This window comes from Sutcliffiella halmapala, assembly GCF_002019665.1.
GTDB lineage: Bacteria > Bacillota > Bacilli > Bacillales > Bacillaceae_I > Sutcliffiella_A > Sutcliffiella_A halmapala.
The window spans coordinates 4566694-4581889 of record NZ_KV917375.1 but is presented as its reverse complement, the minus strand read 5'-3'; the positions used below and the strand labels follow the sequence as shown (position 1 = coordinate 4581889).

14 protein-coding genes are annotated in these 15196 nt (G+C 40.7%); all 14 read left to right on the top strand.

Going from position 1 to position 15196, the window contains the following annotated elements; all coding sequences use genetic code 11:
* The first annotated feature begins 15 nt into the window (after nt 1-15).
* Nucleotides 16-825 carry a sugar phosphate isomerase/epimerase family protein gene (locus BK580_RS22500; protein ID WP_078382481.1) on the top strand — a complete coding sequence of 270 codons (810 nt, stop codon included), beginning with the start codon at nt 16-18 and terminating at the stop codon, nt 823-825.
* 20 nt (nt 826-845) lie between these two features.
* Nucleotides 846-2132 (top strand): ABC transporter substrate-binding protein, encoded by a 1287-nt coding sequence (locus tag BK580_RS22495; RefSeq protein ID WP_078382480.1) that lies wholly within the window; start codon nt 846-848, stop codon nt 2130-2132.
* A 273-nt stretch (nt 2133-2405) separates the two neighbouring features.
* Nucleotides 2406-3314 carry a carbohydrate ABC transporter permease gene (locus BK580_RS22490; protein WP_078382479.1) on the top strand — a complete coding sequence of 303 codons (909 nt, stop codon included), beginning with the start codon at nt 2406-2408 and terminating at the stop codon, nt 3312-3314.
* Between the two features lie 2 nt (nt 3315-3316).
* A complete protein-coding gene (locus BK580_RS22485) occupies nt 3317-4198 on the top strand; it encodes a carbohydrate ABC transporter permease (protein ID WP_235864095.1) in 882 nt (293 codons plus the stop codon).
* 420 nt (nt 4199-4618) lie between these two features.
* Nucleotides 4619-5149: an NAD(P)H-dependent oxidoreductase gene (locus BK580_RS22480; RefSeq protein ID WP_078382478.1), complete on the top strand. Its 531-nt coding sequence runs from the start codon at nt 4619-4621 to the stop codon at nt 5147-5149.
* A gap of 40 nt (nt 5150-5189) precedes the next feature.
* On the top strand, nt 5190-7346 hold the full coding sequence (locus BK580_RS22475) for a glycoside hydrolase family 3 N-terminal domain-containing protein (RefSeq protein WP_078382477.1): 2157 nt from the start codon (nt 5190-5192) through the stop codon (nt 7344-7346).
* A gap of 33 nt (nt 7347-7379) precedes the next feature.
* Nucleotides 7380-8453 (top strand): Gfo/Idh/MocA family protein, encoded by a 1074-nt coding sequence (locus tag BK580_RS22470; protein ID WP_078382476.1) that lies wholly within the window; start codon nt 7380-7382, stop codon nt 8451-8453.
* A gap of 50 nt (nt 8454-8503) precedes the next feature.
* On the top strand, nt 8504-9544 hold the full coding sequence (locus BK580_RS22465; protein WP_078382475.1) for a phosphotriesterase family protein: 1041 nt from the start codon (nt 8504-8506) through the stop codon (nt 9542-9544).
* The gene (locus BK580_RS22460; RefSeq protein WP_078382474.1) at nt 9501-10283 is read left to right on the top strand and encodes an SDR family NAD(P)-dependent oxidoreductase; all 783 of its coding nucleotides are present in this window, start codon (nt 9501-9503) and stop codon (nt 10281-10283) included. Before BK580_RS22465 ends, BK580_RS22460 begins: the two co-directional genes overlap by 44 nt.
* A gap of 24 nt (nt 10284-10307) precedes the next feature.
* A complete protein-coding gene (locus BK580_RS22455; RefSeq protein WP_211279061.1) occupies nt 10308-11099 on the top strand; it encodes a sugar isomerase domain-containing protein in 792 nt (263 codons plus the stop codon).
* Between the two features lie 16 nt (nt 11100-11115).
* Complete coding sequence (locus BK580_RS22450; RefSeq protein WP_169865228.1) at nt 11116-12093, top strand: ROK family protein; 978 nt, start codon at nt 11116-11118, stop codon at nt 12091-12093.
* Nucleotides 12094-12155: 62 nt separating this feature from the next.
* Nucleotides 12156-13457, top strand: a complete 1302-nt coding sequence (locus BK580_RS22445) for an FAD-dependent oxidoreductase (protein WP_078382472.1) — start codon at nt 12156-12158, stop codon at nt 13455-13457.
* Between the two features lie 38 nt (nt 13458-13495).
* Nucleotides 13496-14341 carry a sugar phosphate isomerase/epimerase family protein gene (locus tag BK580_RS22440; RefSeq protein WP_169865225.1) on the top strand — a complete coding sequence of 282 codons (846 nt, stop codon included), beginning with the start codon at nt 13496-13498 and terminating at the stop codon, nt 14339-14341.
* 152 nt (nt 14342-14493) lie between these two features.
* Entirely contained in the window at nt 14494-15123 is a 630-nt protein-coding gene (locus tag BK580_RS22435; protein WP_078382470.1) for a YesL family protein, read from the top strand.
* Nucleotides 15124-15196: the final 73 nt, after the last annotated feature.

Genomic DNA, 15196 nt, shown 5'->3' with positions numbered 1-15196 from the left:
AAAGGAGAAAAGTCTATGAAAATTTTAGGTTACTCAACCGGAATGTACGGCTGGAATGAAAGGTATTATCTCGATAAAAAAGAATCGCCGTCGTGGGATCAGTTATTCCGCGACTGCGCGGAAGCTGGCTTGGATGCCGTAGAAATTGATCCTACGCCAGAGCTTGTGCAACTAGCGAAATCTTACGGGTTATCTATATCAGGAGCTTATATTGGTCTTCCACTTCACGAAGAGGAGATCGATATCGAAACACTCGTCTTGCCGGTAGCGAGAAGATTGGCAGAGGCTGGTGGGCAGGACCTAGTGATCAATGCCGATCCGAAAGGGGGCTGGGGGGTTGCGCTTCCGAAAACAGAAGAGGAGTTTAAGCGTCAAGGGGTGCATTTATCAAGGATTTCCGCTGCTGTTAGCGGGCTAGGATTAAAGGTGAGCATGCATAACCATGCGGATGATCGCCACAATGCAGACGGTGATTTGCGTTCTGTTATTGAATACTCCAGTCAAGAGGTTGGACTTTGCATTGATACGGGCTGGGCGCATGTCGCTGGATTTGATCCGATTGAGTGGCTAAAAAAATATTCGGATCGAACCCATGCCTTTCATTTGCGAAATCAACAAGGCCTCATCCCAACAGAAGACTTGCTAGATGGTGAAATCGACATGAAAGAGCTTGTTAGCGCATTAAACGAGGTAGAGTATAAAGGTTGGCTAACATTTGAATTATGGCATAGAGAGGATAACCATCCACGCCGAACGATGGTAGAGGATACGAAGCTATCGATTGATTTTCTGAAGCAAGCAATACGAGAAGTAAACTATATTTAATTACTTAGGGGGGCAATGAAATGAGTAGATTAAGGTCTAGTGGTGGGATTATTTTATGTATGATTCTAGTGTTAGGAGTTCTTGCAGGTTGTTCGAGTTCTTCTTCTAGTAATAAAAACAAGGTTACAATTGACTTTTGGTATACGTGGGGTGGGAAAGAAGCAGAGGTTTTGCAGGAACTAATTGACGAATATAACGAGAGTCAAGATGAAATATTTGTGAAAGGCTTAGCCCAAGGGGATATCCAGAAACAGATGACCGCCATTGTAGGTGGGAATCCACCAGATCTTGCTACACATTATGATGAAAATAGACTTGCTTCGTGGGCAGAGCGTGGTGCGATGAAACCGCTTGACGAATTTATGGAACGAGATAATTTTGACTTTGACGATTTTCTACCTTCTGCAAGAACGGCAGTACAATATAAGGAGAAAACGTACGGACTTCCAATTGTGATGAATTCATGGATGCTTTTTTACAATAAAGATATTTTTGCAGAAGCGGGCTTAGATGGCCCTCCTGAAACGATTCAAGAATTAGAAGAGTATAACAAAATACTTAGTAAGGTAGAGAATGGAAGAATTGAGCGAATGGGAATCCATCCAGCACGAAATCCATATATGTGGTTGAACGCTTCTGGTGGTAAATTGTGGGATGATGAAACAAAAGAGGTAACACCTTTCGATCCTGGATTTAAAGCAACAATTGAAATGAACAAAAGAATGTGGGACGAATATGGAAGTGATGGACTTGATCGATTTGCAAGCTCTGAAGGCCAATATGCTTCGGCTCAAAATTCGTTTTTCTCAGGGAAATTTGCCATGTCATTTGATGGAGAATGGTTGGCAACATTTATTAAACAGTACGCTCCAAACTTAAACTATGGTATTGCACCGATGCCGTATGATGCCAATAAACCTGAAACGAAGAATTCCGGATTCATCAATGTTGGAGTATTTTATATTCCAGAAGGTGCGGATCAACCAGATGAAGCGTGGGAATTTTTGAAATGGTTAACAGCAAAAGAAAATATGGTGAGGTTTGCTGCAGGACTAGGTAATCTTCCACCGCGTATCAGTGCTGCGGATGATCCGATATTTGACGATGTTCCAGCATACACGGAATTTATGGAGTATGTTTCAAATGGACAAATGTACTCTGTTCCACAGGTACCATTTTTAGAGGAATATATACAGGAAATTTTTAAAACTCAAGAAGATATTCTTCGTGATAAGATTTCCGTAGAAGAAGGATTAACTAAATTAAAAGAGAAGATGCAGCCAATTGCGGACAAAATGAATGAATAGAGATTCAACCGGTGAACTTTGATAAGTGAATAGAGGATAATAACGAAGATAAATATCTGAAAAAAAAGAAAATTATACTTTTGAAGAACCTATATCGTTTCGTCATATATGACGAAACGATATAGGTTGAATTTTATAAACTAACACTTTAGCTATTATATATGTCTATTAAATAGGTATGGAAAATTATTTCTCTAAGAGAATTTATAATAGGTGGGATTACTGGACTACATAACATTTGTAGGCATTAATCAGAAAGGAAGGATATCAAGTATGAAACAAACTAGTTTAGCCTTAAATAAAAGCCAAAAGCAATTCTGGCTTGGTCTAGCGTTTGCGTCACCTTATATAGTAGGTTTCTTGTTTTTAACTGTAATCCCGTTTCTGCAATCCCTCTATTTCAGTTTTACTGACTATGATATTTTTTCAGCTCCTAAGTGGATAGGGTTAGGAAATTATATAGAAATCTTTAAAGATGAGAGCTTTTACAAAGCTTTAAGTAATACGTTTTATATGGCTTTTATTGGTGTACCTATCTCATTGATTGCTAGTTTATTAATTGCTTTGCTGTTAAATCTTAAGGTGAAAGGTATTGCGATATACAGGACCATCTACTACTTACCAACTGTTGTACCAGCTATAGCAATGTCTATTCTATGGCTATGGGTGCTAAATCCGGATATAGGAATATTAAATACAGTTTTACGATCACTTAATCTACCTGATCCAGCTTGGTTAATAGACCCGTCCTTCACCAAACCATCTTTAATACTTATGGGCTTGTTCGGAACTGGTGGTGGAGCACTGATCTATCTGGCTGCATTGCAAGGGGTGCCTAAGGAATTTTATGAGGCTGCTTCCATTGACGGAGCTGGCTGGTGGCATAAATTTCGTTATATTGTGTTTCCTGCGCTATCACCAATCACTTTGTTTCTCCTGATAATGGGGCTAATAGGGGCATTTCAAATCTTTACAGAATCCTTCATTCTTACAGGCGGTGCGCTTGGCGGACCAGATCAAAGTATGTTATTTTATGCGGTATTTTTATATCATGAGGCTTTTGTGAAATTAAATATGGGATATGCTAGTGCACTTGCATGGGTATTATTTGTCATCGTTGTACTAATTACGATTGTTATTTTTAAAACGTCATTACGATGGGTTTATTATGGAGGTGAGTGAGAATGAACGTATCTACTAAACCATTGGAAGCACCAAATAACAATATAAGCTTAAAAATGGAAAAGAAACGAAGGAAATCGATTGTATCTCACTTTTTCCTCTGTTTAATTGGATTGTTTTTTATGTTCCCTTTTATCTGGCTCTTGCTATCAGCTTTAAAAACACCAATCGAGATTTTTCAATTTCCACCATCTATTTTTCCAGAGAAAGCACAATGGCACAACTTTGTTCAAGCATTCACTGCGATGCCGTTTTGGCATTTCACATTAAACACCTTGTTTTTATGTGCAGTTAATATTATCGGACAGTTAATTTCAGCACCTCTAACAGCCTATTCGATTTCAAAGATAAAGTGGAAGGGCTCTAAATACGTTTTTGGAATTGTCATCGCTACTATGATCTTACCTGGACAAGTTACGATGATTCCAATGTACATTATCTTTTCTCAGTTAGGTTGGGTAAACACATACTTGCCATTAACAATCGGAGCCTTTTTCGGTTCAGCGTTTAATATATTTTTAACGAGACAATTTATTATGGGTATTCCCAATGAATTATCAGAAGCGGCACGTATTGACGGGGCTTCAGAATTCCGTATTTTCTATCAAATAATCTATCCTTTATTGCTACCTCCTTTGGCTACCATTGCCATCTTTACTTTCACGGGAGTATGGAATGATTTTATGGGGCCACTCATTTACCTTAATGATGCTAGTTTATGGACGATCACTTTGGGGCTTCAAGGGTTCTTGTCTCAGCATGGTGGACAGTGGGAATTATTAATGGCTGCAGCAACGATATTTACGCTCCCGTCGATTATCGTTTACTTCGTCGGACAAAAATATTTCTTGCAAGCAGGAGCGTCATTGTCTTCGTTTAAGTAATGTAAAGTTTTATAAAAATATCTTGAAAATAGATAGGTGTCTGTTAAACACCCTGTTGATCTCCGTTGCAGGTGTTCGCTTTCCGCGGGCGGTTCTTGGGAGCCTCCTCGGCCTAACGGCCTGCGGGGTCTCCCTTCGACACGCATTCCCGCAGGAGTCTCACACCTTCCACTCCGATCAACAGGGGGAACGGGGGGTAATAAGGTTTCATGTGGTAATGATACAAACATTAGTTTAGCTAGGAATCTTTCCAAAATATACGTGGGTAGTAGTTTAAGAACCAAGTTCATCTTAACCTATCCTTAGCTGGTGATTGGAGCGAAAGTCGTAGACTCCTGCGGGAGGTAGCGTTTTGTGGAGATCACCAGCGGCTTATAAAAACCCTATAAAATATTCACATATAAGTGAGGTCATAACATCATGAAAACACTCGTGTTAGTAGCACATCCAAATTTACAGGAATCAAAGGTAAATCGCATTTGGAAGGAACGATTACAGCAAGAACCAAACATAACCGTCCACGATTTATATGAAGCATACCCAACAGGTGTGATTGACGTAGAGCGGGAGCAACAGCTATTGCTACAGCATGATCGAATAGTATACCAGTTTCCTTTTTACTGGTACAGCACACCGTCCTTGCTGAAAAAGTGGCAGGATGAGGTATACCTGTATGGGTTTGCTTATGGGACAGGAAATCAATTGCGTGGCAAAGAATTCGTGTTAGCCATATCAGCAGGAAAGGCAGAGGATTCGTACCGACCTGATGGAACGAGCTTATATACGATGGAGCAGCTACTGTTGCCACTAAAAGCAACGGTAACATTGACCGAATTGGATTATTTGCCCCCGTTCATTTTATACGGAGCAGCTTATATAAGCGAAGAAGAAATTAGGAAGAATGCTGAACTGTTAGTGAACTATTTGAGCAAGCCGAGCGAGCCTAAATAGTAAATACATATTTTTTGAACAAAAGAAATGGAGGTGCAGAATGAACGATCAACAAATAAAAGATTTGCTAGAACAAATGACAATAGAAGAGAAAGTTGCGCAATTAATTCAATTAGCTACCCCGTTTTTTAAAGGAGCAGCTGGACAAATTACAGGGCCGTTGGAGGAAATGGCGTTAACAGAAGAAACAGTCCAAAATTGCGGGTCTGTGTTAGGGGCTTCGGGCGCTAAGGAAATAATCAATATCCAAAAAGAACATTTGGCAGAGAATCGACTAGGGATACCTTTATTGATGATGGCCGACATTATTCACGGCTTTAAAACCATCTTTCCTGTTCCACTTGCAATCGGCTGCTCATGGGATTTGGAATTGGCGGAAAAAAGCGCGGAAATTGCCGCAAAGGAAGCGGCCGTTTCTGGGATACATGTTACCTTTGCGCCGATGGTCGATCTAGTGCGCGATCCACGTTGGGGAAGAGTTAATGAATCAACTGGAGAGGATCCGTATTTAAACAGTCTTTTTGCCAGAGCATTTGTTAGGGGCTTTCAAGGAACAGATCTGCAAAACGAGAAGAATCGGGTGGCAGCATGTGTCAAACACTTTGCTGCATACGGTGCACCAGAGGGTGGCCGTGATTACAATACCGTGAATATGTCCGAAAGGCAATTACGAGAATCCTATTTACCAGCATATAAAGCGGCGATTGACGAAGGCTGCGAAGTAGTGATGACCGCCTTTAATACAGTCGATGGTGTTCCAGCTACTGGTAATAAGGATTTAATGAGAAGCATCCTTCGGGAAGAGTGGGGCTTTGATGGAGTCGTGATTTCTGATTGGGGAGCCGTAAAGGAATTGATTCCTCACGGGGTGGCAGCCGATGAAGCGGAAGCTGCACAAAAGGCGATTTTGGCGGGTCTTGATATCGAAATGATGACGACCTGCTATGTGCATCATTTAAAGCAATTAATCGAACAGGAAATCGTCGAGGAAGCTTTGCTTGATGAGGCGGTACTGCGGATTTTAACCTTGAAAAATAAATTAGGATTATTTGAAAACCCATATCGTGGAGCGGATGAACAGCAGGAGGAAGAGATCATTCTTTCTGAAGAACATCGTCAAGTAGCGCGCGATCTCGCAGCAAAATCATGTGTCCTCCTAAAAAATGAAGCAGTGCTACCATTAAAAACGAATCAGAAGCTTGCCTTAATCGGGCCGTTTGCTCAAAATGGTGATATTTTAGGACCGTGGTCTTGGCTCGGTTCTAAAGAGGAGACAATTAATCTCCATCATGCTCTCAATCAAAAAATAGACCCTGCGAATCTCTTTATCTCACAAGGCTGTGATTTTGAAATGGGAACAGAGGAACAGTTAGAGGAGGCTGTGGGTGCGGCGCGGAAAGCAGATGTCATTTTATTGGCAGTTGGGGAGCATACCCATATGAGTGGAGAAGCAGGCAGTCGCGCAGATATCCGCTTACCACAGGCCCAGCTTGAGTTAATTGCAAAGCTAAAAATCTTGCAAAAGCCGATCGTGGTTGTGCTATTTAATGGTCGTCCGCTAGATTTACATGGTGTCATCGACAAGGCAGATGCGCTGCTAGAAGCATGGTTTCCAGGGACAGAAGGGGGAGTGGCTATTGCAGATCTCTTGTTTGGGGATGTAAATCCTTCTGGAAAGCTAGCGATGTCCATTCCCTATTCGGTAGGACAAATACCTGTCTATTACAACTGCTTCAATACGGGACGACCAAAGGATGCTTCCGAATCTCAGGACTTTGTCTCTAAATATATTGATATACCGAATGATCCGCTTTTCCCTTTTGGATTTGGCTTAAGTTATACGACTTTTTCCTATAGTGAATTCTCTTTATCTAGCGAATTCATGACAGCCTCCCAGCCAATCACTGTTTCTGTGAAGGTGAAAAATACAGGAGAGGTTGCTGGGGAGGAAGTAGTTCAGCTTTATGTTCGGGATATTTCAGGGGATGTTGTTCGGCCATTAATGGAGCTCAAAGGTTTTCAAAAAATAAGCCTTCAGCCAGGAGAAACGAAAGAAGTGACTTTTACGATAAAAGAAGAACAGCTCAGATACTACCATTCGAATTTAGAGTTTGCTAGTGATGCTGGGAGATTTGTCGCTTATGTCGGACCAAACAGCAAGGATGTAACAGAAATTTCCTTTGAACTGCAGAAATAACGAATAATCTAGTTCGAGTTGGAGGATAAAACGATGGAGATAAATTTTAAATTAGACTATGTTCCAAAGCTCGGCGATAAAAAGGACTACGGGATTGGAATTGTTGGAGCGGGATTTATCGTGAAGGAATGCCACTTACCAGCATATCGGGAAGCGGGCTACAATGTGGTCGGCATTTATAATCGCACGGTCTCTAAGGCCCAGGAAGTAGCAGAGCAATTTCACATTCCAAATGTCTATAGCTCCCTTGAGGAAATGCTATCAGATCCGCGCATAGATGTAGTGGATATTTCGGTACCTCCACATAATCAAATAGACATTATCAGGGAAGTGGCGAAAAGCGGAAAGCATATTTTGGCACAAAAGCCATTGGCGATGAATTATAAGCAAGCAGTAGAAGCGGTAGCGATTTGTGAAGAGTACGGTGTCTCATTGGTTGTTAATCAAAATGGGCGCTTTGATCCTGCTATCCGAGCAGCCAAAAATCTTATCGAAAATGGTTATATTGGCAAGCCGGTGATGGCAACGATTGAATTGCGTTTTACCCCGCACTGGCAGCCTTATCAGATGGAATACGATCGCTTAATGTTTTTATTTATGAGCATCCATCACTTGGATCATTTTCGCTTTTTGTTCGGGACACCAGCAAGCATCTATGCTAAGGCCATTCCACATCCGGATGGAACGTATAAAGGAGAGTATTCAGGAACCTACATTTTAGAATATGACAGTGGAATGATGGCAACCGCCTGGGATGACGGATTTACCTGGGATAAAGAGGGCTTTGGTGTATTTTATAAAATAGAAGGAACAGAGGGCGTCATCAAAATGGACCTCGGTTGGCCATCGGGAGAAGGAAGTAAAATCTCTTTTTATTCGAAGCAATTAAACGATGTTTGGTATTCTCCTAATTTAGAAGGCAGCTGGTTCCCTGGAGCATTTCGCTATACAATGGGCGAACTATTCCAAACGTTGGAAACCGGAAAAGAGTCCTCTATAAGTGGGAGAAATAATTTAGAAACAATGGCAATGGTAGAGGCTTGCTACGTATCTAATCAACATAAAAAAGCAATAAAGATTTCAGAAATATTGGAAAATAGATGGTGAGAATGACACTTTTTATTTTTTGAAAATTCATATATAAAGGGGAGAGCAGTATGAGTGGTGATGCAGTAGTTCGCACTGTTCTAGGGGATATTCCTCATGACGAGCTAGGAATTGTGTATGCTCATGAACACCTGATTATTCAGGGCGGGCTTGGTGTAATGAAAAATAGCGATCTAAGGCTAAATAGTGTTGAGAAAGCTGTAGAAGAGATTAATGATTGTAAAAAGTATTCAGCCAAAACCTTCGTAGACTTTATGCCGCTTGATTCAGGTAGAAACCCGTCTGCTTTAGTGGAAATTGCAAAGCGAACAGAGACGCATATTATTGCTACAACAGGCTTTCATAAGCCGATGTATTATGACGATTTACATTGGATCTATTCCTACTCTCTTGACCAAATTGTTGATCTCTTAATTCAGGAATGCGAAGTAGGCATGGACAAGCATAGCTATAACGGGCCTTTAGTAGAAAGGCTTTCTGCCAAAGCAGGGGTCCTAAAGGGAGCATCTGATTACAATGTGATAAAATCCGTCTCGAAAAAGCTCTTTGAAGCCGTTGCGATGGCCCATCTCGAAACAGGGGTACCTATTGCCACGCACACAGAGCATGGTACATGTGGGCTCGAACAAATAGAACTATTAGCTAAATTCGGAGTGAAACCAGAAAATGTGATTATTTGTCATATGGACCGTAATCCAGATATTTATGTACATAAGGAGCTGGGCGGTACAGGTTGTTTTATCGAATATGATAACGCCACGAGAGTAAAATACCATCCCGACTCTGAATCGGTCTCCTTAATTGTAAGAATGATTGAAGCAGGGTTTCAGGACAAAATTTTGTTAGGAACGGACTTTGCGCTAAGGAGCTATTGGAAGGCATATGGCGGTGGACCAGGTATGGCGTATCTGCTGGAAACCTTTATCCCAAGGCTAAAAAAACAGGGAATACCAGCGGAAACGGTGAATCGTTTCATTACCCAAAATCCGCAAAATGCTTATTCGTTAAAAAAGATACAGTCAAAACTAGTAGCAGGTGGTGTGAAGGATGACAATGAAAAACAAGGTAGTCTTAGTTATCGGGGGAACTAGCGGGATTGGCTTTGAAACAGCTCGAACTTTTATCGAGGAGGGCGCTTCCGTAGTAATAGTAGGAAGACAAGAAGAGAAGACTGCCGCTGCGAAAGAACAATTACATGCACAAACAAGTCCCACAGCAAACATTCTTTCAGTACACGGAGATGCCTCTGATTCCGCTGATGTGAATCTAATCTTTGAAAAAACCCTAGAGGCTTTTGGAAGGCTCGATGTATTAGTACATGTTGCAGGTATCAGTGGGAGAAGATTTGGGGACGGTCCATTAGATGAGTGTAAGGAAGAGGGCTGGGATGTTGTCATGAACTCCAATGTTAAGAGTGTATTTTTGACAAATAAGCAGGCTCTTAATGTGATGAAAAGTCAGAAAAGTGGATCGATTGTCAATGTGTCCTCTGTACTTGGACTACTTGGGACACAAGATCATTTTTGTACCCATGGATATGCAGCAAGCAGGGGAGCTGTTATATCAATGACGCGTTCTGCTGCTGTATATTATGCAAAAGATAATATTCGATTGAATGTTGTTTGCCCTGGCTTACTGGACACGCCAATGTCGCAAAGGGCGATCAATGATTCTGTCATTCAGGATGCGTTAACCTTTTATCAGCCACTTGCTCCACATGTAGGTTATCCAGATGATGTCGCACAAGCGATTCTATTCTTGGCATCAGATCAATCTAAGTTTATTACAGGTATTGCACTACCAATTGATGGCGGCTGGAGTGCTCAATAAAAAAATAGAAAGAGGGATGAGAGTATGAAGCATCAAATAGAAGCAGGTTTAATGGGACTTGAGACAGACTATTTAACAGGAGTAAAGAAAATTATAACGAAGCTTGAAGAGACTCAGATGGAGAATATTGAGCGCGCAGCTGAAATTTGTGCCAATAGTATACTTCATAACAATTTAGTGCATTTATTTGGTAGTGGTCATTCCAGAATGGCAGTAGAAGAAATGTATCCGCGATATGGTAGTTTCCCTGGGTTTCACCCTTTAGTGGAGCTTTCCTTGACCAATCATCATAACGTCGTAGGAAACAATGGGCAAAGACAAGCAATTTTCCTTGAAAATGTAGAAGGCTTTGGGAGAGTTATTCTTTCAAACTATCATTTTGGAGAATATGATAGCATGATGCTTTTCTCTCATAGTGGTACCGGAAATGTCGGAATTGATATCGCCTTAGAAATGAAAGAAAGAGGTATTCCTTTAATTGCAGTAACCTCATTAGCACACAGTAAAATCGCAACATCTAAGCATAGTTCGGGTAAAAAGCTGTATGAATTAGCAGATGTTGTTATCGATAACTGCGCGATTCCAGGAGATGCCATGGTAAAAATCGATAATTTAGAAACACCTGTGGGGCCAGGCTCTACGATTGGTAATACAATTATCGTAAACGCAATTAAATGTAAAGTCGCTCAGAAATTGTTAGAAAACGGAAAAACACCAAAGGTCATTACAAGCTCTGTCTTCGTAGGTGACGAGGAATCCAAGCGATTATTTGAAGAATCATATGAGGAATATTGGGCTTCCACCCGTTATTTGTAGGGGAAGGATAGAGATAATGTCTTACTATATTGGGATTGATTTGGGCGGTACAAATGTGAAAGCACTGGCAATAGATCAGAACGGCTCTATTTTAGCTGAAAGACATATTAAGACAGAAGCAGAATTTGGCAGTGAACATGTAATTTCACGTATGGCGAGCTTAATTATAGATATGAAAAAGAAACTAGCGGCTGATGTGACAGCTGTTGGAGTAACGGTACCTGGTGTGTTAGGAAGTGAGTATAGTGTGGTGGAACTCATGCCTAACTTTCCAGACCAATGGAAAGGGATACCGTTGAAAAGAAAAATGGAAGAGCTGCTAAACACCCCTGTTTACTTAATGAATGATGCAAGAGCGGCAACCTATGGAGAGAAGAAATTTGGCGCTGCAAAAAATTTCAAAGATTTCATTTACATTGTGATTGGAACAGGTGTGGGTGGCGGAATCATGCAAAACGGCAAACTACTATTAGGTAGTAGAGGCGTTGCAGGGGAAATCGGACACCAAGTGATCGAACCTAAAGGTGTTTTGTGCGGCTGTGGAAATCATGGATGTCTGGAAACAGTAGCGAGCGGCTCTGCCATATCCTCAGCAGCTTTACGATTCATTAGACAAGGGATGCCGACCATTATGAGAGATTACGTCAACAATGATTTGAATAAAATAACCCCAGAGTTAGTAACGAAAGCGGCTTATGCCGGGGATAAGCCAGCAATAGAAATTATGGAAGGAACCGCCGCGCATCTAACGACAACCATTCGAAATTTAATGGCATTGTTAAACCCAGAGGCTATTGTATTTGGCGGTGGAGTTTCCAAGTCGGAAGTGCTTTTTGACTTAATTTCCAAGAAGCTTCATGAAGAAGAAATACTATTTCCCTCTTCGCTTGGAAGTGTTCAATTAATTAGATCGGAGTTTGACCATTTTGCAGGAGCAATTGGAATTGCTGCTTGGGCGATGGATCAGCATAATGACAAAAATAGAAGTGAATAGGTTGCACAACATGTTAAAACAACTTTGGATTATCTATTAATAATCTTTTGCGAGGTGAAAAAATGGACAAGGAAATGATAAATATTGATGTACTAGTAATCGGTGGAGGCGCGGCAGGCACGAATGCAGCGATTGCTGCGGCACGCCAAGGGCTCAAGGTTATTTTAATCGAATCGCAAGGATGCCTAGGAGGATCCAGAACAGCAACAGGAGTCGATACGTTCTATGGCTTCTATACACCAGGTGAATCCCAAAGGAGAATCGTTGGAGGAATCCCATGGGAGATTGTCGAAAGGCTTAAAGATAAAAATGCATGCTTGGAGCGGGCAAATACTTATGGTGCCGGAACAGGAATCACTTATGATGTGGAGCAATTAAAAATTGTCTATGAAGAAATGGCGTTAGAAGCCGGCGTAACACTTTTATATCATACGTATGCATGCCAAGTGAATACCGAGAATAACCAAATATCTAGCATTGTAGTTGCCAATAAAAATGGCCTAACAGAAATCAAAGCCAAGCGATATATCGACACATCCGGGGATGGCGATATTGCAGCAAGGTCTGGAGTTCCCTTTGAAAAATCAAGCCGTGATGAAATGCAATCCCTCTCCACCATCTTCTTTTTAGGCAATGTAAATGTGGAAGAAGCGAAGAAGGTGACACATGAAGAGCTAGTCATGCACATGAAGCAGGCAAACAACTCAGGCCATTTCAAACTACCACGAGAGGATGGCTCTTGGCATATCACTCCTAATCCTGGTGTAGTCCAATGCAATATGGTACGTGTACCAGGTGTAGATGCCACCGATCCATTCGCCGTTACATTAGCAGAAATCAAAGGCAGGAAACAGGTTCAGGAATACACCCGCTTTTTAAAAGAGAAAGTTCGTGGATTCAATCAATCTTTCTTAATTTCTACAAGCCAGCACATTGGAGTTAGAGAGACTAGGAGAATTCTCGGAGAATACGTCTTAACAGAAGAGGACGTCCTGCAAGCTACCAAGTTTGATGATGGAATTGCATGTTGTGGAGCACCAGTAGAAGATCATCAGCCTGGAAGCGGAACACGCTGGGCATATGTCCAAGGAGACGGCATCTATCACATCCCTTACCGAGCGCTTGTGCCGAAAGTAATTGATAACTTGATAGTCGCCGGTCGCTGCCTATCAGCCACACACGGTGCACTCGCATCTGCCCGCAACTCTGCCCAATGTATGGCAATGGGCCAAGCAGCAGGTACAGCAGCAGCTATTTGTATTGAAGAAAATGTAGTATTTCGTGCCATTGATGTAGAAGCTTTGGAAAGTAGACTACTAAATCGAAACGTTATTATTGATGATGCAATAGAAACCGCCATTTAATTTGCGAAAATAATTTATTAATGAAGGGAAGTATTTTTATGAAACTAGGATGTATTAACTCAGCGTGGTTTGGAAGTAAGGTCGAATATTTTGAAGGTATTCAGAAAATCAAGGATATCGGATTTGATACAATTGATATTTTTCCGAAAATGGACTTTAAATCATACGATATTAAAAAAATTAAGCAGCTTTGCGAGAAAAATAATTTACCTATCATTTCCATGACAAGTGCCTATCCCGAATTAATCTCCATGGAAGCACATGTAAGACGCTTTGCGATCGATTGTTATAAGCAAATCTTAGATATGGGAGTATTCCTTGATGCGAAAAATTTACTCGTTTGCTTTGGGGAATATATCTGGGAGAAAAATGTCATCGATCCTGAGGTGCAATGGGCATATGCAGTAGAAGCCGTACAGGAGCTAAGTGATTATGCTGAAAAATGTGGAATGGACATTGTAGTAGAATTAGAGCCTTTTAAATACTCCGTCGTCAACGATATCGATACAATGGAAAGATTCTTAAATGATGTCAATCGCAAAAATTGCTTGGCCAATGTGGACTTAGGCCATATGCATGTCCAAAACATTCCAGCCAACGAAATTAAAAGATTAACAGGCAGAATTGGCCATGTCCATATCTCTGATAACGATGGCACCGTGCATAACGATTGGCCAACAGGTCAAGGGAATGCCGATTTAGAGGGCTATCTCAAAGTCCTTCATGAGGTTGGCTATGATGGAGTCGTTTCTTGTGAACTAGAATTCTCTCCTAATCCTGACGGAATCGTGGAATGGGTAACCGAAGCCTATCAAGAAACAGCTGAATTAATGAACAAACTAAACTTACGAAAACTAGAAAAAGACTCGGTTAGCTCTAAATAATCCTAATCCTATCATTTGGTTAGGCTTTCTACTCAATCAAGTTATTATCAAAATGTTTATTTGCAATGAGGATGTCGTCTTTCAATTAAACATCATTAATTCCCGGTTGTCATCGACCAGCAAATAGTAAACTACATAGGGGGGAACGCGGGATGGGTAAGGCATCCTCTAGAATTTATCAGTTATGTGAATGGATATTACGATTAGCTTATCTAAATTTGTTATGGATTTTATTTTCAATAGCGGGTCTAATTATTTTCGGCGTTTTCCCTGCAACAACTGCTGCTTTTACAGTGGCAAGAAGATGGGTTAACGGTGAAAGTGATATGCCGCTTTTCCGTACATTTGTCGATTCATACAAAAAGGAATTTTGGAAGTCGCAAGTACTAGGTCTATTTTTACTTGTCATTGGTAGTGCATTGTACATGTATGTAGGTATTCTTGATGCGCAACCTTCGATAATTTTTACCGTTTTGAAGTATTTAATCATCGTTGTATTTTTTGTTTATGTGATAGTACTTGTCTATATTTTTCCAGTATTTGTTCACTACAAATTGACTATTTATGAATATATTAAGAGTACAATTTTTCTTGCATTGCTCAACCCAATTACAACAATTGTCAGTCTAATTGGTGTAATAATGATGACATTCATTTTACTGAAATTCCAAGGATTGATGCTGTTTTTTAGTATCAGTGGACCAGTTTTATGGATTACTTTCATCACGCAAAGAACATTCAAGAAAATAGAAGCGAAAAGACAAATGATGACTGTTCAGTAATGACAAGAATGAATAATGAATATGTAATAATCTAATTTAACTCTTTATTAACGATCCTTCAAACCACAATTTC